Origin of the sequence: Variovorax sp. CAN15 (assembly GCF_030462475.1) — a bacterium.
In the GTDB taxonomy this organism is placed as follows: domain Bacteria; phylum Pseudomonadota; class Gammaproteobacteria; order Burkholderiales; family Burkholderiaceae_C; genus Variovorax.
This window is the reverse complement of sequence record NZ_JASMRZ010000001.1, coordinates 335,562-354,094: the sequence shown is the minus strand read 5'-3', so window position 1 is coordinate 354,094 and position 18,533 is coordinate 335,562. Positions and strand designations below refer to the sequence as shown.

The 18,533-nt window shown below is 69.1% G+C and carries 18 protein-coding genes; 11 read left to right on the top strand and 7 right to left on the bottom strand.

Annotated elements, in window-relative coordinates; all coding sequences use genetic code 11:
- The first annotated feature begins 24 nt into the window (after window positions 1-24).
- Window positions 25-1,236 carry a M20 aminoacylase family protein gene (locus tag QMO14_RS01565; RefSeq protein ID WP_301503846.1) on the top strand — a complete coding sequence of 404 codons (1,212 nt, stop codon included), beginning with the start codon at window positions 25-27 and terminating at the stop codon, window positions 1,234-1,236.
- Between the two features lie 12 nt (window positions 1,237-1,248).
- Here the strand turns inward: QMO14_RS01565 and QMO14_RS01560 are convergent, their stop codons facing one another.
- Window positions 1,249-2,250 carry a recombination-associated protein RdgC gene (locus QMO14_RS01560; RefSeq protein ID WP_301503845.1) on the bottom strand — a complete coding sequence of 334 codons (1,002 nt, stop codon included), beginning with the start codon at window positions 2,248-2,250 and terminating at the stop codon, window positions 1,249-1,251.
- 133 nt (window positions 2,251-2,383) lie between these two features.
- Between QMO14_RS01560 and QMO14_RS01555 the strand changes: the two genes are divergently transcribed.
- On the top strand, window positions 2,384-3,337 hold the full coding sequence (locus QMO14_RS01555; protein WP_301503844.1) for a branched-chain amino acid transaminase: 954 nt from the start codon (window positions 2,384-2,386) through the stop codon (window positions 3,335-3,337).
- Between the two features lie 8 nt (window positions 3,338-3,345).
- Window positions 3,346-3,555 (top strand): zinc-finger domain-containing protein, encoded by a 210-nt coding sequence (locus QMO14_RS01550; RefSeq protein WP_013538728.1) that lies wholly within the window; start codon window positions 3,346-3,348, stop codon window positions 3,553-3,555.
- A gap of 45 nt (window positions 3,556-3,600) precedes the next feature.
- Here QMO14_RS01550 and QMO14_RS01545 read toward each other — a convergent pair whose 3' ends face one another.
- The 6 genes from QMO14_RS01545 to QMO14_RS01520 all read right to left on the bottom strand — a co-directional run bounded on the left by QMO14_RS01545 (window position 3,601) and on the right by QMO14_RS01520 (window position 10,578).
- Window positions 3,601-4,872: an O-antigen ligase gene (locus QMO14_RS01545; protein ID WP_301503843.1), complete on the bottom strand. Its 1,272-nt coding sequence runs from the start codon at window positions 4,870-4,872 to the stop codon at window positions 3,601-3,603.
- Between the two features lie 82 nt (window positions 4,873-4,954).
- Complete coding sequence (locus tag QMO14_RS01540) at window positions 4,955-6,154, bottom strand: ATP-binding protein (RefSeq protein ID WP_301503842.1); 1,200 nt, start codon at window positions 6,152-6,154, stop codon at window positions 4,955-4,957.
- 11 nt (window positions 6,155-6,165) lie between these two features.
- Window positions 6,166-6,888, bottom strand: a complete 723-nt coding sequence (locus QMO14_RS01535; protein ID WP_301503841.1) for a response regulator — start codon at window positions 6,886-6,888, stop codon at window positions 6,166-6,168.
- A 118-nt stretch (window positions 6,889-7,006) separates the two neighbouring features.
- A complete protein-coding gene (locus QMO14_RS01530) occupies window positions 7,007-7,864 on the bottom strand; it encodes a beta-ketoacyl synthase chain length factor (protein ID WP_301503840.1) in 858 nt (285 codons plus the stop codon).
- Complete coding sequence (locus tag QMO14_RS01525) at window positions 7,861-9,072, bottom strand: beta-ketoacyl-[acyl-carrier-protein] synthase family protein (protein ID WP_301503839.1); 1,212 nt, start codon at window positions 9,070-9,072, stop codon at window positions 7,861-7,863. Before QMO14_RS01525 ends, QMO14_RS01530 begins: the two co-directional genes overlap by 4 nt.
- Window positions 9,073-9,210: 138 nt before the next feature.
- Window positions 9,211-10,578 carry an AmpG family muropeptide MFS transporter gene (locus QMO14_RS01520; RefSeq protein ID WP_301503838.1) on the bottom strand — a complete coding sequence of 456 codons (1,368 nt, stop codon included), beginning with the start codon at window positions 10,576-10,578 and terminating at the stop codon, window positions 9,211-9,213.
- Between the two features lie 77 nt (window positions 10,579-10,655).
- Here QMO14_RS01520 and QMO14_RS01515 point away from each other — a divergent pair, with 77 nt between their 5' ends.
- The 8 genes from QMO14_RS01515 to hpxZ all read left to right on the top strand — a co-directional run bounded on the left by QMO14_RS01515 (window position 10,656) and on the right by hpxZ (window position 18,514).
- On the top strand, window positions 10,656-11,522 hold the full coding sequence (locus QMO14_RS01515; protein ID WP_301503837.1) for a M48 family metallopeptidase: 867 nt from the start codon (window positions 10,656-10,658) through the stop codon (window positions 11,520-11,522).
- A gap of 252 nt (window positions 11,523-11,774) precedes the next feature.
- Complete coding sequence (atzF, locus tag QMO14_RS01510; protein ID WP_301503836.1) at window positions 11,775-13,505, top strand: allophanate hydrolase; 1,731 nt, start codon at window positions 11,775-11,777, stop codon at window positions 13,503-13,505.
- 21 nt (window positions 13,506-13,526) lie between these two features.
- Window positions 13,527-14,528, top strand: a complete 1,002-nt coding sequence (locus QMO14_RS01505) for an ABC transporter substrate-binding protein (RefSeq protein ID WP_301503835.1) — start codon at window positions 13,527-13,529, stop codon at window positions 14,526-14,528.
- 129 nt (window positions 14,529-14,657) lie between these two features.
- Window positions 14,658-15,485 carry an ABC transporter permease gene (locus tag QMO14_RS01500; protein WP_301503834.1) on the top strand — a complete coding sequence of 276 codons (828 nt, stop codon included), beginning with the start codon at window positions 14,658-14,660 and terminating at the stop codon, window positions 15,483-15,485.
- Window positions 15,486-15,608: 123 nt separating this feature from the next.
- Entirely contained in the window at window positions 15,609-16,442 is an 834-nt protein-coding gene (locus tag QMO14_RS01495) for an ABC transporter ATP-binding protein (protein ID WP_301503833.1), read from the top strand.
- 25 nt (window positions 16,443-16,467) lie between these two features.
- Window positions 16,468-16,680 carry an AtzG-like protein gene (locus QMO14_RS01490; RefSeq protein ID WP_301503832.1) on the top strand — a complete coding sequence of 71 codons (213 nt, stop codon included), beginning with the start codon at window positions 16,468-16,470 and terminating at the stop codon, window positions 16,678-16,680.
- Complete coding sequence (locus QMO14_RS01485) at window positions 16,677-18,134, top strand: AtzE family amidohydrolase (protein ID WP_301503831.1); 1,458 nt, start codon at window positions 16,677-16,679, stop codon at window positions 18,132-18,134. Before QMO14_RS01490 ends, QMO14_RS01485 begins: the two co-directional genes overlap by 4 nt.
- Window positions 18,131-18,514 carry an oxalurate catabolism protein HpxZ gene (hpxZ, locus tag QMO14_RS01480; RefSeq protein ID WP_301503830.1) on the top strand — a complete coding sequence of 128 codons (384 nt, stop codon included), beginning with the start codon at window positions 18,131-18,133 and terminating at the stop codon, window positions 18,512-18,514. The genes QMO14_RS01485 and hpxZ overlap by 4 nt, the downstream gene beginning before the upstream one ends.
- The last annotated feature ends 19 nt before the right edge of the window (window positions 18,515-18,533 follow it).

The following is an 18,533-nucleotide window of genomic DNA, read 5'->3' as shown; positions in this document are numbered from 1 at the left end:
GATCACAAGCAGGAAGCTCCCCGAATGACCCGCCAACTCAGCCCCCAGACCACGAAGCTCCTGTCGCGCCTGCTGCCTCAGGCCGACGTCGACACCCAGGCCTTCGTCGACATCCGCAGGCAGATCCACGCCAACCCCGAGCTCGGCTTCGAGGTCAACGCCACCAGCGAACTCGTCGCGAACCTGCTGCGCAGCTGGGGCTACGAGGTGCACACCGGCATTGGCCGTACCGGCATCGTGGCGCAGCTCAGGCTGGGCAGCGGCACGCGCCGCCTGGGCATTCGCGCCGACATGGACGCGCTGCCCATCACCGAGGCCACCGGCCTGCCGTATGCGAGCCGCAATGCGGGGCGCATGCACGCCTGCGGGCACGACGGCCACACGGCCATCCTGCTGGCGGCCGCCAAGGCGCTGGCGAAGGCGCGCGACTTCGACGGCACGCTGAATCTGATCTTCCAGCCCGATGAAGAAAACCTCTGCGGCGCGCGCGCGATGATCGAGGACGGCCTGTTCGAGCGTTTCCCCTGCGATGCGGTGTACGCGCTGCACAACGCGCCGGGCGTGCCGGTGGGCACCATGCTGGCGGTCGAGGGGCCGCTCACGCTGTCCTCCGACGTGGCCGACGTGACCATCAAGGGCGTGGGCGGGCACGGCGCCATGCCGCATCGCGCACGAGACCCGGTCGCGGCGGCGGCGGCCGTGGTGACGGCCCTGCAGACGGTGGTGGCGCGCAACGTGGCGCCGGACGACACGGCGGTGGTGTCGGTGGGCTTCATCCGCGGCGGCGCCACGCACAACGTGATTCCGCAGTCGGTGTCGCTGGGCCTGAACGTGCGCGCGGCACGGCCCGAGACGCGCGCGCTGGTCGAGCAGCGCATCCGCGAGATCGTGAGCCTCACCGCGCAGGCGCACGGCGTGGAGGCCGAGGTCGATTACCGCGCGCTGGTGCCGCCGGTGGTCAACACAGCGGCCGAGACGCAGCTCGCGGCACGGGTGTGCGCCGAGCTGGTGGGCGAGGAGAACGTCGTCACGCAGGCGCCCAAGGGTTTTGCCGGCAGCGAGGACTTCGCCTGGATGCTCTCCGAGCTGCCGGGCTGCTATCTGCTGCTCGGTAACGGGGAGGGCGAGTTCGGCGGCTGCATGGTGCACAACCCCGGCTACGACTTCAACGACGAAGTGCTGCCGTTGGGGGCCGCTTGCTGGGTCCGGTTGGCCCAGACCTACTTGGTCGCCTGAGCCGCCACGGCCTCAGAACGGCGCGTCTTCTTCCTCGGGTGCGTCGGCAGACACCGTCGTCGTGGGCGCGGTTGCAGCGGCAGGCTTCGGCGCTTCGTCCGGCGCTGCCGCCGAGAAGGCAGCTTCGCCACCCAGCGCATCGAGCAGCGCCGGCACCAACTGTCCCAGTTCGCCCGTGGCGATGGCCACGTCGGCGTCGAAGTTGTCTTCCTTCTTGCCGCCCGCCGCGCCATCGCCCGTGCCTTCGAGGAAGGCGATCTTGCGGATCAGCAGGCCGTGCGTGAGCTCGAAGGAGACGCGGTCGTCCCAGGTCAGCGCGAGGCGGGTGGGACGCTTGCCGTCGGTGATGTGCTGCTTCACCTCGTCGATGTCCAGCGGGTGCTTGGCGTAGCGCACCACGGCCTTGGAGTCGTCGCTGGCCTTGAGCTCGCACTCGCGGTCGATGGTGAAGCCGGCCGGCGGCTCCTGCGTGAGCAGCCAGTTGGCCATGGCGGCCGCGGGCTCGATCTGGGTGTTGATGAGCGCCACCGCGAAGCCGTCGAGCGACTTCACGAGGCTGGTGACCACTTCGTCGGCGCGCGAGGCGTTGCCGGTGTTGATCACCAGGCGGTTCTCGGCCTTGTCGATCCACACCGTCACGCGCGCGCTGCGGGTGAAGGCCATGGGCAGCAGCTCCAGGGTGATGTCTTCCTTGAGCTCCTTCTTTTCCTTCTTGCCGGGCTTGCGGCCGGTGGTGGCCTCGATGTGGGCGCAGCGCTCGTCGACCTTGCGGCGAACCACCGAGCCGGGCACCTGCTTGCTCTCGATCATGTATTCGACCAGCCACTGGCCGTCGATGGACTCCACCAGCGGGCCGTTGGCTTCGCCGCGGGGCTCGATCCAGCCGGCGGACTTTTCCTGCGAGGGGCCGCAGGGCTCGAAGCGCTGCTTGCCGAGCCCTTCTTCCGCCTCGGCCAGTGTCTGGGACCAGGCAGGTTCGATGCGATAGACGATGACGTTCTTGAATACGGACACGGAAACCCTTTTCCAACGGTTTGGACAGCCGGCCATTGTCGGGCACCCCGTTCCGGGCGCGGCCGTAAAATCGCAAGCTTTTGCGACTTCCCTTCCTGTCGCACCCCCACACCGATCCCAAAGGAATCAGGAAATGAGCTCGATCCCCCCCTCGCTGGACGACCGTGACGGCAAGATCTGGATGGACGGCGAACTCGTGGACTGGCGCGACGCCAAGATCCACGTGCTGAGCCACACGCTGCACTACGGCTGCGGCGCCTTCGAGGGCGTGCGCGCCTACAAGACGGCCGATGGCAGCACCGCGATCTTCCGCCTGGCCGAGCACACCGAGCGCCTGTTCAACAGCGCCAAGATCCTGCGCATGAAGATCCCTTTCACGCAGGAACAGCTCAACGAGGCCCAGAAGCAGGTGGTGCGCGAGAACAAGCTCGAGAGCTGCTACCTGCGCCCGCTGATCTGGATCGGCTCCGAGAAGCTGGGTGTGAGCCCCAAGGGCAACAAGGTGCACGCCATGGTCGCGGCCTGGTCCTGGGGCGCCTACCTGGGCGAAGAGGGCATGAAGCGCGGCATCCGCGTGAAGACTTCGAGCTACACCCGCCACCACGTCAACATCACGATGACGCAGGCCAAGACGGTGAGCAACTACACCAACTCGATCCTGGCCAACATGGAAGCGCTTGACGACGGCTACGACGAGGCGCTGCTGCTCGACGCGAGCGGCTTCGTGTCCGAAGGCGCGGGCGAGAACATCTTCGTGGTCAAGGGCGGCGTGGTCTACACGCCCGACCTGTCGGCCGGCGCGCTCAACGGCATCACCCGCAACACCATCCTGCACGTTTGCAAGGACCTGGGCCTGGAGCTGGTGCAAAAGCGCATCACGCGCGACGAGGTCTACATTGCCGACGAGGCCTTCTTCACCGGCACCGCCGCTGAAGTGACGCCCATCCGCGAACTCGACCGCGTCGAGATCGGCAACCGCGGCGACGGCGGCGCCCGTGGCCCGATCACCGAGAAGATTCAGTCTGCCTTCTTCGACATCGTGAACGGCAAGAACCCCAAGTACGCCCACTGGCTCACGAAAGTCTGAAAGAAACCATGTCCACCAATGCAGTCGTCGAACTCCTGGCCAAGGAGCTCAATCATCAGGGCGGCGTGTTCTGCCCCAGCCCCAAGGCCGACATGAAGCTCTGGAACAGCCACCCGAAGGTCTACCTCGACGTGGCGCGCACCGGCGAAGCCAAGTGCCCGTATTGCGGCACGGTGTACCGGCTGAAGGCCGGCGAGGCGGTGTCGGCGCGGCACTGAGCCGCCGGCAGCTGAACCGTCCGGCCCCGGCCGTCCGATGCCTCTTCAGGCTGCCGGGCGGGCGGGGCCTTTTTCCAGGCTCTCCAGGCCCTTGAGGCGCGAAGGCAGCATCCCGCGCCACGGATCCGGATCGTTCTTCTCCTGCGCGAGCCGCAGGTAGACCATCGAGATGAACAGCAGCGCAAGGCCGATCTGCGCGTCGCGCATGGCCGAATTCACGCTCGAGGCGATCAGCGCGATCAGCGTCGCGGCCAGTGCATAGCGCCCGGCGATGTCGGGCCGCCTCCATGCCTGCCAGACGGCGGCGACCATGATGACGAGCAGGCTCAGCAAGGCCGGCAGGCCGCCCTGGGCGCCGACCCACAGGAAGTCGTTGTGCGGCATGTTCGAGTCGGCCAGCAGCGCCGGGCCGCGCTTGTGCCACTGGTCGGTCCAGCCGCCGATGCCCCAGCCGGTGAACGGGCGGTCGGCGATCATGAGGCCGGTGTCGCGGTACATGTAGTAGCGGATGGCCCAGCTGCCCTTGAAGACCGCGCCGGCCTGCGCCTCCTCGATTTCCTGCACGCCCACCTCCACCTTGTGCTGCAGCTGCGGCAGCTGGTAGAGCCCCGCGCCGAGCACCACGGTGCCCAGCACCAGCGCGCCCACCAGCATCTTCAGGTGGTTGCGCCACTGGTGGATGCACACCACCGGAATCACCAGCAGCAGCGCGAGCACCGAGGTGCGCGAGGTCAGCGGCAGCGCCACCACCAGGCCCAGCCCGAGCATCAGCACGAAGGCGGGGATGGAGCGCAGCGGCCTGTGCACGGCGATCTGCGCGATGCCCCACACGGCGGCGGTGGAAGCCACCACGCTGAACAGCAGTGCGTTGCTGATCGACTTGTTGCCCACCTCCATCACCACCGCGCGCAGCGGCGACCAGATGGGAAAGCCGCCGACCGCGTAGAAGACGATGACCAGCACGATGTTCAGCGCCGCGACCAGCAGGAAGCCGCGCAGCGCCCAGACGGCTTCCTCGCGCGTGAGCGCCATCGCCATCAGCATCGTGAGGCCGATGCGGATGCCGTGGAACAGGTTGGAGCCGGTCTCGGGATAGTGCTGCCCGATGGCCAGCACGATGAAGGTCCACGCGAAGTAGGCCATCACCGGCCACCACAGCGGGTTGGCGCGCAGCCGCGCATAGCGCTCGCCCAGGCCGCCGGCCACCAGCATGGTGAGCAGCAGCAGGATGGCCGAAAGATAGGTGACGCCGACCGGCATGAACACCACCAGCCCCCAGAACATGGCCGCGGGCCGAACGATGTGCGATCTCTGCATAGGGGCGGGATTTTAGGTTGGCGCCCCGGGAGCCAACCTGACCACGGCCCCGCGCGGGCGAGGGTGGTCCTGTGCGTGCAGCTCAGTGGCTGCGCGCAGCCGCCGGCAGGCGGATCACGAAGCTCGCGCCGCCGCCTGGGCGGTCTTCGCAGCGCACGGTGCCGCCGTGCCGCTCGGCGATCGACTTCACCAGCGCCAGCCCCAGGCCCACGCCGCCGTTGCGCTCGCTCGCGCCCGGCAGGCGGTAGAAGGGCTCGAAGATGCGCTCGCGCAGCGCGGGCGGCACACCTGGGCCGCGATCATTCACGCGCACGGTGGCAAAGCCGTTGGCGCTGCCGAGTTCCACCGCGATTTCGCCAGCGCCGTAGCGGCGCGCGTTCTCCAGCAGGTTGCGGATCGCGCGGCGCAGCAGGCGCGACACGCCGGGCACCGTGAGGCTGGCGTTGTCGGTGCCTTCGGCCAGGTCGAGTTCGGCGTTGACCTGCGAGCATTCCTCGGCCGCCAGGCCGGTCAGGTCGACCGGCTCGATGGTGCCCATGTCGGCCTCGCTGGCATCGAGCCGGCTGGCCAGCAGGATCTCGTCGATGAGCTGGTCGAGCTCGCCGATGTTGCGTGAGATCTCCTCGCGCGCCGACTGGCTCGGGCGCTCGCCCATCAGCTCCAGGCCCATGCGGATGCGGGTGAGCGGCGAGCGCAGCTCGTGCGAGGCGTTGGCCAGCAGCGACTTGTGCGAACGCACCAGCTGTTCGATGCGCTCGGCCGACGCGTTGAATCGTTTGGATAGATCAGCCACTTCGTCCTGCCCTTCTTCTGTGACGCGCGCCGAGAGGTCGCCCTCGCCCCACCGCTGCACCCCGCGCTGCAGCGATTCCAGCCGCTGCGTGATGCGCCGCACGATCGGGTACACACCCAGCGCCACCGCCACGCCCACCAGCGCGATCATCCAGCCCAGCCCGAAGGGCGTGCGCCACGGCGCGAAGCCGCCGGTGCCGGTGGGCCGCTCGCGCGGCGCGACCCGCAGCGTGATGGACTTGCCGTCGCTGAGCGTCACGTCGAATTCCAGGCCCTGGCCCGGCACGCGCAGCGCGGTGCCCGCGCCGATCGCCTTGTCCTGCGCGTCCAGCACCACCACGTTGCGCGGCACCGGCGCCAGCCGCTCGCGCTCGGCCTCGGCGGCTTCGCGCACGATCCAGTTGGCCATCAGCGTGAGGATGACGACCCCGCCCACCACCGCGAGCCAGATGCGGACGTAGAGGTGGCGCGAATAGAGGCTGCGCAGCATCGGCGGTCAGCCTAGTCTTGCTGCTTGGCGAAGACGTAGCCCACGCCGCGCACGGTGAGGATGCGCTTCGGATTCTTCGCGTCGACCTCGATGGCGGCGCGGATGCGGCCCATGTGCACGTCGATGGAGCGGTCGAAGGCCTCGAGTTCGCGGCCGCGCACGGCTTCCATGATCTGGTCGCGCGTGAGCACGCGGCCCGCGCGCTCGGCCATCGCCGTCAGCAGGTCGAACTGGTAGGAGGTGAGGTCGGCCACCGCGCCGCCCACCGACACGGTGCGCGCGTTGCGGTCGATCTCCAGCGTGCCGAAGCGCATCACCGTGGAGGCCTCGGCCTCGGTGGCGTTCTCGGAGCGGCGGCGCAGCACGGCGCGGATGCGCGCCAGCAGTTCGCGCGGCTCGAAGGGCTTGGGCAGGTAGTCGTCGGCGCCGATCTCCAGGCCGATGATGCGGTCCATCGGGTCGCCCTTGGCCGTCAGCATCAGCACCGACACCTTCGACAGCGGACCGGGCAGCGCACGGATGCGGCGGCAGACTTCGAGCCCGTCGGTGTCCGGCAGCATCAGGTCGAGGATCACCAGGTCGGGCGCGTGCTGCTGCAGCTGCTCGAGCCCGGCGGCGCCGTCGCCGGCATGGTTGAACGCGAAGCCCGACTGCGTCAGGTATTCGCCCACCATCTGCGCCAGGCGGGCGTCGTCTTCGATCATCAGGAGTTGGGGGGTGCTCATGCGCTTCATGGTCGTCCACCGGGAGCAATAGGGCTTGAACGCTCCGTAAAGTTGGGTAAACCTCGGCAACCCCTGTCAACCGGCCGTGCTGCGAAAAGCATAGCGCCGGTTGCAGTGGCCGTGGGCCTCAGCCCCGCGCAGGCGACCGCAACTGCAGCCGCAGCGACAGGGACGCGGAAAGCGGCAGGTCGACCGGCTTGCCCGCGCCGTCGCCGCTGCCGTCATCGAGATGTGCCAGCGATTCGAAGAGGCCCAGCGACAGGGCCATGGGATTGATCTCGGCCAGCGACTTCGCCGCTTCCGAGCGCGGCGGCGTGGCCGCCGGCGCCTTGCCGTCCTCGCTGGCCAGCGACCAGTCGAGCACCGCCACGGTGCGCTCGCTGGGCTCGCTGGCGATCACCAGCGCCACCGCGAGCAGGCCGCGGCTGTCGGTGACCGAGGTCACGGCGCCCACCGACGGCGCGTCGTAGCCCACCAGCAGCACCGGCTCCTGGTCGCAGGCGGACTGCACCGCCGCCTCCAGCAGGCCCGAGGCGAAGCTGTGCTCGTAGGCAGACACGGCGTTGCTGGCCGCCATGCAGCCCGTGCCGATGGTCCAGTAGCCCACCGCCGCGTTGTGCACCGAGTTGTGGAACTTGGTGGGCGAGAGCATCTTCGGGTCGCTCGCGAGCGTGGTGCACATGTAGTCGTTGATCGACAGGTCGCCATGCGCCGAGGTGAACACGCAGGGCACGTCCGCCGCGTTGCGGCCCGAGCCCGCGAGGGCGGCTGCCGCCACTTCGAGCGCCAGCGCCACGGTGTCGGGCGCGCGGCGCCGCTCCGCCGGTGCCAGCACCTGCGGCGAGGGGCGCTTCACGGGCGGATCGGCCAGCGCGCCTTCGCCGCGGAAGGCCGCGCGCGCGGTGTCCCAGCCGGGCAGCGTGGGAGTCCAGAAGGCCGGGCCTTCGATGTAGAGGGTGGGGGGCTTGGATGCGGCCTTGTTCATGTCGTTCGTGCCGCCTTGCCGAAAACCAGCGAGCAATTGTTGCCGCCGAAGCCGAAGGAATTGCTCAGCGCGTAGCGCACTTCGCCGCGCGCGGGCTCCAGCCGGATCTGCGGGCCGAAGCCTTCGTCCAGCGTGTGCGTGTTGACCGTGCCCGGCATCAGGCCGCGCTCGATGGCCAGCAGGCTGATGACGGCCTCGACGATGCCCGCGGCGCCCAGCGTGTGGCCCATGAAGCCCTTGGTCGAGCTGGCGTGCGTGCGCGCCGGGAAGCGGCGCGCCACCAGCGCGCCCTCGACCTCGTCGTTCTTCTGGCTCGCGGTGCCGTGCATGTTGATGTAGTCGATGGCCTCGGGTGCGAGGCCGGCGCGTGCCAGCGCCTCGTCGAGCGCGCGCTCGGCGCCCAGGCCCTCCGGGTGGGGTGTCGACATGTGGTGCGCGTCGCTCGCCTCGCCGTAGCCCAGCAGGTGCAGCGGCGCGGCATCGGCGCCGGTCTGCACGCGTTCGACCAGCGCAAAGCCCGCGGCCTCCCCGAGGCTGATGCCCTTGCGCGCGGCGTCGAAGGGCCGGCATGGCTCGGTGGACACCAGTTCGAGCGAGTTGAAGCCGAACAGCACGCTGCCGCACAGCGTGTCGGCCCCGCCGACCACGGCCGCGTCGGCCAGGCCCAGCCGGATCAGCCGCTCGGCCGAGGCGAACACCTTGGCGCTGGACGAACAGGCGGTCGAGATGGTCTCGCTGGGGCCGGTGATGCCCAGCAGCTGCTGCGTGAACATGGCCAGCGAATGCGGCGTGTGCACCGCCGCGCGGCGCTGGTAGGGCGGGAACATGCCCTGCTCGTCGAGCTGGGTGTAGGCCAGCTCGGTCTCGCCGATGCTGGCGGTGGAGGTGCCCAGCACGAGCGCGACGCGCGATGCGCCGTACTTCTCGCGCGCCGCGGCCACGGCCTCGATGAAGCCGTCGGCCTGCAGGCCCATCCAGGCCAGCCGGTTGTTGCGGCAGTCCCATTGCGCGAACGATTCGGGGAGCCGGGCCTCCTCGACCCCGTCGACGCGGCCGATCCAGGTGGGCAGCGGCGCGTCGCCGAAGTCGTTGGCGCGCAGCCCGCTGCGCGACTGCGCGAGCGCGTCGGCCAGCGCTTCCTTGCCGACACCGACGGCGCAGGTGGCCGTGTAGGCGCTTATCTGAAGGGGAGGGATTCTGGACGGCACGATCTTGTAGGGGTGTTGGGCTGTCGGTCGGCGCGCGACGGGAAGGAGCGGATATTTGAAAGAAACGAATGTATACCGGTGCAGCCTAACAGCAGCGCGGGCGGCGCAGCGTCGGCCGTTTCCTATACGGCGGGGGCGCTATCGGCGCTCCTGGGGGCTCGCGGTCGCCGTCAGCCGCGAGGCCAGCGCCACCAGAACCAGCACCGGTGCACCCAGCAGGGCGGTGCCGACGAAGAAGCTGCTGTAGCCGTAGGCGTCCACGAAGACGCCCGAGTAGCCGGCCAGGAACTTCGGCAGCAGCAGCATCAGCGAGCTGAACAGGGCGTACTGCGTGGCCGAGTAGCTGATGTTGGTGAGGCTCGACAGGTAGGCGATGAAGGCCGCCGAGGCGATGCCGCCGGCGAGGTTGTCGGCGGAAACCACCGCGATCAGCGCCGTCAGGTCGTGCCCGCGCGTGGCCAGCCAGGCGAAGAGCAGGTTGCTGGCGGCGCTGAGCACGGCGCCCAGCATCAGCACGCGCATCACGCCCAGGCGCATGGACAGCACGCCGCCGACGAACGCGCCCGCCAGCGTCATGATCACGCCGTAGATCTTGCTGACCGAGGCCACCTCGTCCTTGGTGAAACCCATGTCCACGTAGAACGGGTTGGCCATGATGCCCATCACCACGTCGCTGATGCGGTAGATGGCGATGAGCGAAAGGATCAGCACGGCCTGCCATTTGTAGCGGCGGATGAAATCGGCGAAAGGCTCGACCAGCACGTTGCGCAGCCATTCGGCGGCGGTCCGGGCCTTGGGCATGGCGCCCGGCGCCGGCTCGGGCGACAGCAGCACCGTGACCACGCCCACAGCCATCGACGCCGCCATCACCAGATAAGCCGTCTTCCACGCCCCGTTCTGGTAGGCCGCCGCGCCCGTGGCCGCCGCGGCGGGCGCCACCTCGGCCCAGGCCGCGACCCACAGCACGCCGGCACCGGCCCAGATCATCGCGAGGCGGTAGCCCGTCTGGTAGGCGGCTGCCAGCGCGGCCTGCTTGCGCGCTTCTGCCGATTCGATGCGGAAGGCGTCGAGCGCGATGTCCTGCGTGGCCGAGCCGAAGGCCACCAGCAGGGCGCACCAGACCAGAGGCGGGAGTCCGTCGCGCGGGTCGTTGACCGCCATGCCCGCCAGCCCGGCGATGACCATGCACTGCGCCAGCAGCAGCCAGCCGCGCCGGCGCCCCAGCAGGGTGGTGAGCGGCGGCAGCGGCAGCCGGTCGACCAGCGGCGCCCAGACCCACTTGAAGCCGTAGGCCAGCCCGACCCAGCTCAGGTAGCCGATGGTGGTGCGGTCGATGCCCGCCTCGCGCTGCCGGAAGCTCAGCGTGCCGAGCACCAGCAGCAGCGGCAGCCCCGCCGAGAAGCCCAGCGCCAGCATGCGCAGGGTGGCGGGTTCGAGGTAGACCTTCAGCGCGTCGCGCCAGGGCGGTGAGGGGGGCGTGGGGTTTTCTGCGGGCGAGGCGGACATGTGCCCCGGATTGTCCATGAGCGACGGCCCGGGTTCCCGGGCTTGTTGTCTTCATTTGTTCCTATCATCCCGCTCCTATGTGCACACGATGCGATCACCCCCTTCTTCCCGCCGTTCCCGCTCCTTCCGTCGCTTCCGCGTGGAATCCGCGACGTGCCTTCCTGCTGGCGGCGGCCGGCGCGGTGCTTGCGAAGCCGGCCCTGGCGCAGGTCGACGTGGGCAAGGCCTCGGTCGCCCGGAACATCGTGCCGGTCGAGCAGATCGAGTCGGCCGGCGTGCAGCAGTACGGCCAGTTGCTCGAGCAGGCACGCGCCAAGGGCGCGCTCGCGGGCGAGAACAACCCGCAGCTGCAGCGGCTGCGGGCCATTGCCAAGCGGCTCATCCCGTTCGCCATGCCGTGGAACTCGCGCGCACGCGACTGGAAGTGGGAAGTCAACCTGATCGGCAGCAAGCAGATCAACGCCTTCTGCATGCCCGGCGGCAAGATCGCCTTCTTCACCGGCATCCTTGACCAGCTGAAGCTCACCGATGACGAAGTCGCGATGGTGATGGGCCACGAGATGGCCCATGCGCTGCGCGAGCACGCACGCGCCCGCATGGCCAAGAGCGCGGGCACGGGTGCGGCGCTCTCCATCGGTGCGCAGCTGCTCGGTTGGGGGCAGGTAGGCGACCTGGCGGCGCGTGCCGGCACACAGCTCATCACGCTCAAGTTCAGCCGCGGCGACGAGACAGAGGCCGATCTCGTGGGGCTCGAACTCGCGGCGCGCGCCGGCTATGACCCGAAGGCGTCTGTGTCGCTGTGGCAGAAGATGGCCACGGCGTCGAAGAGCCAGGGCGGCCTGAGCTTCCTTTCGACGCACCCGAGCGGGCCGGACCGCATCTCGAAGCTGGAAGCGAACCTGCCGAAGGTAGAGAAGCTCTACCGCGACGCAAGGAAGAGCTGACTTGCATGACTCCCTCTCCCCCTGGGGAGAGGGCGGGGGTGAGGGTGACGGCCTCTAGACAGAAGCCGCGCTTCATCTTCCGCACCTGCCCTCACCCCAACCCTCTCCCCGAGGGGAGAGGGAGCCAGCCCGGGAGGGATCCATAGCCCGAGGGAGAGGGCCAATCCCGACACGATTCCGATCCGCGCGCCCGGCGCTCGCGCTGGCATGCCGCTTGCATCTCAACTTGTACACATGTTTGGATGCCTGAAGATGGTGCATGAAGAAAACCCGAAAAGCGGAACGCCCGAAGCTGCCTGGATCGCCAGGTTCGCAGCGCCGCTGGCGCATGCGCAGGCCGGCGAAGCGCTGGGTTTCGCCCTGCCGATCGCGGGGCTGCGCTTCGCGGTCAAGGACAACATCGACGTTGCCGGCGTGCCCACCACCGCCGCCTGCCCGGCCTTCGAGCGCCTGCCCGATGTGCATGCGACCGTGGTGCAGCGCCTGCTCGAAGCCGGTGCATTGCTGGCCGGCAAGACCAATCTCGACCAGTTCGCCTGCGGCCTGAACGGCACCCGCTCTCCTTACGGCGAGGTGCCCAACTCGTTCGACGCGCGCTATGTATCTGGCGGCTCCAGCTCGGGCTCGGCCTACGTGGTGGCAACGGGCGAGGCCGACTTCGCCTTGGGCACCGACACCGCCGGCTCCGGCCGCGTGCCGGCCGGGCTCAACAACATCGTCGGTCTGAAGCCCTCGCGCGGCCTGCTGAGCGCCTTCGGCGTGGTGCCCGCCGCGCAGAGCGCCGACTGCGTTTCCATCTTCGCGCGCACCGTCGCCACCGCGGTCGACGTGCTGCTCGCAGCAGCTGGCCACGATGCGCGCGACCCGTATTCCCGAAACATCGACCTGCGCCGCGAGCAGTTGCCCGAGCGCTTCCGCTTCGGTGTGCCCGACAGGCTGAGCTTCTTCGGCGACGCCGCCGCAGAGCAGGCATTCGGCGACGCGGTCGCCCGGCTGCTCGCCATGGGCGGCACACCCGTCACCATCGCCTACGCACCGCTCGCGGAAGCGGCCGCCATGCTCTACGAAAGCGCACTCGTCGCCGAGCGCTACGCCGCCGTGCGCGAGTTCTTCGATGCGCATGCCGACGAAGTGATCGAGCCCGTGCGCGGCATCCTCGCCAGCGGCCAGGGCTACAGCGCCGCCGACCTGTTCGACGCACAGACGAAGCTGCGCGCCATCGCGCAKAAGGTCGAACCGATGTGGCGCGACATCGACCTGCTGCTCGTGCCCACCGCGCCCACGCACTACACGCGTGAGCAGATGCGCGCCGACCCCGTGGTGCTCAACCGCAACCTCGGCGCGTACACCAACTTCGTCAACCTGCTCGACTACGCCGCGCTCTCGGTGCCCAGCAGCCTGCGCGTGGACGGCCTGCCCTTCGGCATCACGCTGATCGGCCCCTGCGGCAGCGACCTCGCGCTGGCCGAACTGGGCCAGCGCTTTCACCACGCCACCGGGCTCGCGCAAGGCGCGACCGGCCAGCCGCTGCCGCCGCCGCGCGCCATACCGGGCCTCGCGGCGCCGGCCGCCGGCACGCTGCCCATCGCCGTCGTCGGCGCGCACCTCTCGGGCATGCCGCTCAACAGCCAGCTGACCGAGCGCGGCGCCACGTTGATGCACGCCACCACCACCTCGCCCGCCTACAGGCTGCACGCATTGCCCGGCACCGTGCCGCCCAAGCCCGGCCTGCGGCGCGTGGCCGAAAGCGAGGAGGGCGCCGCCATCGCGCTCGAAGTGTGGGCCGTGCCGTTGGCCCAGGTCGGCAGCTTTCTCGCGCTGGTCCCGCCACCGCTGGGCCTGGGCAGCGTCGAGCTGGCCGACGGCAGCTGGGTGAAGGGCTTCATCTGCGAAGGCCACGCACTGGCCGGCGCGCCGGACGTGAGCCGATACGGCGGCTGGCGCGCCTACGTCGCGAGCCGCGCCACCCCCACTTCCAACTGAACTGATCAGGAGTCCCGATCGATGAGCAACCCAGATAAGAAATCTTCCGCGTCGCGCCGGCAGCTGTTGCAGACAGCTGCCGCCGGCATCGCCGTGCTGGCCGCGCCTGCCATCGTGCGGGCGCAGGGCGCGGCAAAGCTGCGCATCGGCTTCTGGCCCGTGGCCGCGGGCCTGCCGTTCTTCGCGGCGGTCGACAAGGGCTACTTCAAGGAGGCCGGCCTCGACGTCGAGCCGCTGAAGTTCGCCGGCGCGCAGCAGGTGATGGAAGGCATGCTCGCCGGCCGGTGCGACGGCAGCGCCAACGGCACGGGCTCCGCCAACCTCGCCATCGGCGAGATCGCGCAGCCGGGCCTCTTCAAGATCTTCTGCACCAACCCGAGCAACGCGAAGTACGTGCTCGACGAATTCATCGTCGCCAAGGACAGCCCCGTCAAGTCGATGGCCGAACTGGCCGGCAAGAAGGTCGCTTCGGGCCCCGGCATCCAGAACGTCACGCTGTGCAAGACCATGCTCGAGCGTGCCGGCGCCAAGGGCGCGACCGTGAGCGAACTGCCCATCGGCCAGCACGTGGCCGCGCTGGTCGCGGGCCAGGTCGACGCCTGCTACACGCTGGAGCCCACCGGCACCGTGGGCCGCATGAACGGCACCACGCGCGTCGTCGAAGCCGGCGTGGTGGCCAGGTACATCCTCGGCGACCCGATGGCGCCGTGGCATGGCGGCGCGGCCAGCCTCACCAGCGAGTTCATCAGGAAGAACCCCGAGGTCGCGAAGAAGTACATCGCCGCCTACGCACGCGGCGTGGAGCTGGTGCGCACCAAGCCAGACGAGGCACGCCAGTTCATGAAGGGCTACACCGCCATCGAAGGCAAGCTCACGGCCGAAGTGCCGCTCGCGTCGTACATGCTCTACAACGAGTTCAAGCCCAGCGACGTCGCGTACTTCCAGAAGTTCTACGACCTGTTCACCGAGAAAGGCATCTTCGAGAAGAAGGTCGCGGTGGACGCTTTGCTCTACAAGGCCTGACATGAGGCTCGCCCCCAGCCTTCGCGCACTTCGTGTCGCTTCGTCAACCCCCTACCGGGGGCAACACCTGAGGCCCGGCAAAGCAGGTTCCTCGGTGTTCCTGAAAAAGCAATCCTGAAGGAGTTCCCAATGGGTGAAGCCAACGTCACCACGGCCGCGCCGTGGACCCCGCCGGCCAGTGCCGCTACTGCGGCGCCCAGGCCGCCGCTGCGCGACCGCATGCTGCCCTTCATAGGCCCGGTGGTGCTGTTCATCGTGTGGGACCTGGTGGTGCGGCTGGGTTTCATCAAGCCGATATTGCTGCCCACGCCCGCCGACACCATCGCCGCGCTCATCACCGGCCTGGCCGGCGGTCCGCTGCTCACAGACTTCGCCATGACCGTGTGGCGCACCGTGCAGGCCTTCGTCATCGCGGCGGCCATCGGCGTTCCGCTGGGCGTGCTGCTGGGCAGCAACGAGAAGGCGTACCGCAGCGTGGAGTTCCTGATCGACTTCTTCCGCTCCACGCCGTCGTCCGCGCTCATCCCGCTGTTCCTGCTGATCTTCGGCGTGAGCGACGTCAACAAGGTGGCCATCGCGGCCTTCGGCGCGCTGCTCATCGTGGTGTTCAACAGCGCCTACGGCGTGATGAACGCACGCAAGCAGCGCGTGATGGCGGCGCGCGTCATGGGCGCCTCGCGCTGGCAGATCTTCAAGGACGTGCTGGTGTGGGAAAGCCTGCAGCCCAGCTTCGTCGGCCTGCGCTCGGCGGTGTCGATGGCGCTGGTGATCGTCATCGTGGCCGAGATGTTCATCGGCTCCGACACGGGGCTCGGCCACCGCATCATCGACGCGCAGCAGGTGCTCAACGTGAAGAGCATGTACGCGGCGATTCTTGCGGCCGGTGCGCTGGGCTATGCGCTCAACATCCTCTTTCTCATCGCCGAACGCCGCATCGTGCACTGGAGCGGAAGGTAATGGACCACCCCCAGGCTTGCTCGCTGCGCGCAGCTGCCAACCCCCTGCGAGGGGGCGCTGCCTGCGGCCCGGCAAAGCCGGTTCCGTGGCAGCTCACGCAAAGACCCCAACAGGAGCGCCTCCATGCGAGCTTCAACTGACATCGTCGTCAACGGCCCGGTGTACGCCGACGTTCCGAAGCCGGCCTTCAGGCCCGGCCCGGCCGGCACGCACATCACCATCCGCGGCCTCACCAAGTATTTCGCGGGCTGGCCGCTGTACGAGAACTTCGACCTCGACATTCCCAAGCACGCGATCGTCTCGGTGTTCGGACCGAATGGCTGCGGCAAGTCCACGCTCATCAACATGATCGCGGGGCTCATTCCCATCGATTCGGGCGAGATCCTGTTCGACGGCAAGCGGCGCTCTGACACCAAGATCGGCTACGTGTTCCAGAACTACCGCGAAGCGATGTTCCCGTGGATGCGCACCATCGACAACATCGCCTACCCGCTGAAGCTCGAAGGGCGCAGCAAGGCCGAGGTCGACCGGCGCATGGAAGAACTGGTGGCCTCCTTCGACGTGAAGTTCGACCTGAAGCGCTTTCCGTACGAGCTCTCGGGCGGCCAGCAGCAGACCGCTTCGATCATGCGTGCGCTCGCGCCCGACCCCGAGGTGCTGTTCCTCGACGAACCTTTCTCCGCGCTCGACTTCGAGATGACGCTCTTCATCCGCGAGAAGCTGCAGGAGGTGTTCATGCAGACCGGCACCACCATGCTGCTGGTGTCGCACGACCTCGAAGAGGCGGTGTACCTCGCCGACGAGGTGCTGCTGTTGACCAAGCGGCCCACCAAGGTCGCTGAGATCCTGCGCTATGGCGATGCCCGCCCCCGAACGGTGGAGACGCTCAGTACCGAGAGCTTTGTCGCCATGAAGAAGCTCAGCCTGGACATCTTCCAGCGCGAAGTGCGCCGGTAAGACGTCGATTGAAAGAAGCGCCGCCATGCCCATGACGCCCGCACAGATCGAGAACTATGTCGACGCCGCCGCCGCGGCGCTCGGCCTGCCGCTGTCGCCCGCCCATCGCCCCGGCGTGCTGCGCTACTTCGCGCTCGCCGCCGATTTCGCCGCGCTGGTCGAGGCGGTGCCGCTATCGATGTCGGCCGAATCCGCCGTGCACTTCGCGCCGGTCGAGACCGAGGAGAAGCAGGCATGACCGCCGCCGAACTGCTGATGCGGGACGCGTGCGCCATGGCCGATGCGGTGAGCGCAGGCACCGTCAGCGCCGCCGCGCTGGTGCAAGCCAGCCTGGCGCGCGTGGACGCGACCGACGACCGGGTCAACGCTTTCACTTCGGTGCTGGCCGAGCGCGCGCTGCGCCGCGCCGCGCAGGTCGATGCATCGCTCGCCTCGGCGAACGGCGCGCGCACCCGTGAGCTGCCGCTGCTGGGCGTGCCCTTCGCGGTGAAGAACCTGTTCGACATCGCCGGCCTGCCGACGCTCGCCGGTTCCAAGATCGAGCACCAGACCGCGCCCGCACGCGCCGACGCCGCGCTGGTGCGCCGGCTGGAGCGCGCAGGCGCCGTGCTGGTCGGCGCGCTCAACATGGACGAGTACGCCTACGGCTTCACCACCGAGAACAGCCATGAAGGCCCCACGCGCAACCCGCACGACCTCACACGCATCGCGGGCGGTTCGTCGGGCGGCTCGGGTGCGGCCGTCGCGGCCGGGCAGGTGCCGCTCACGCTGGGCTCCGACACCAACGGCTCGATCCGCGTGCCGGCCTCGTTGTGCGGCGTGTTCGGCCTGAAACCTACATTCGGGCGGCTGCCGCGCACCGGTAGCTTCCCTTTCGTGTCCAGTCTGGACCACCTCGGGCCGTTCGCCCGCTCGGTGCGCGACCTGGCGCGGATGTACGACGCGATGCAGGGGCCCGAAGAAGCGGGCGCGCCGCGCGACCCCGGCTGCGCGCAACGCGCCGTCGAGCCGGTGTCGCCCTCGCTGGACCACGGCACACGCAGCTTGCGTGTCGGTGTGCTTGGCGGCTACTTTCGCGAGCGCGCGGGCGCCGAGGCATCGGCCGCCGTCGACCGCGTGGCCGAGGCGCTGGGCGCCATCGTCTCGCCAGGCAGCGTCGAGCTGCCGATGGTCGAGGCGGGGCGCGCCGCCGCGTTCCTCATCACCAACGCCGAAGGCGCGGCGCTGCACCTGCCCGACCTGCGCCGCCGCGCGCACGACTTCGAGCCGCTCTCGCGCGACCGCTTCCTCGCGGGCGCGCTGCTGCCGGCTGCCTGGGTGTCGCGCGCGCAGCGCGTACGGCGTGCCTATGCCGAAGCGGTGGCAAGGATGTTCGGCCGCTACGACATCCTGCTGGCGCCGGCCACGCCCAGCGCCGCCACCCCCATCGGCGCGGAGACCTTCGAGGTCAACGGCCACCCGCTGCCGGTGCGCCCGAACATGGGCCTGCTGACCCAGCCCTTCTCTTGCATCGGCCTGCCGGTGTGCTCGGTGCCGGTGTGGGGCGCGCATGCGAGCTTGCCGATCGGCGTGCAGGTGATCGGCGCGCCCTGGCGCGAAGACCTCGTGCTGCGCGTGGCCGCGGCGCTCGAAGCGGCCGGCGTGGCGCACGCGCCCGTCGCCGCTCTCAACCCGGAGAAGACCCGCGCATGAACGCGACTGACATCAACCTGCCCGACGTGCTGGCCGAAGTGAAGGCGGTCTTTGCGCGCTATGAAGAGGCGCTGGTCAACAACAAGGTCGAGGTACTCGACGAACTGTTCTGGAACAGCCCGACCACGCTGCGCTACGGCGCCACCGAGAACCTCTACGGCTACGACGAGATCCGTGCCTTTCGTGCCTCGCGCCCTTCGCAGGGGCTGGCGCGCGAGTTGCTGGTCACTGTGATCACCACCTACGGCCGCGACTTCGCCACCGCCAACTGTGAATTCCGCCGCGAGGGCGCCGGGCGCACCGGCCGCCAGAGCCAGACCTGGATGCGCACGCCCGAGGGCTGGCGCGTGGTTTCCGCGCACGTCAGCCTGCTGGGCTGAGGCCACGATTTTTTCCGCA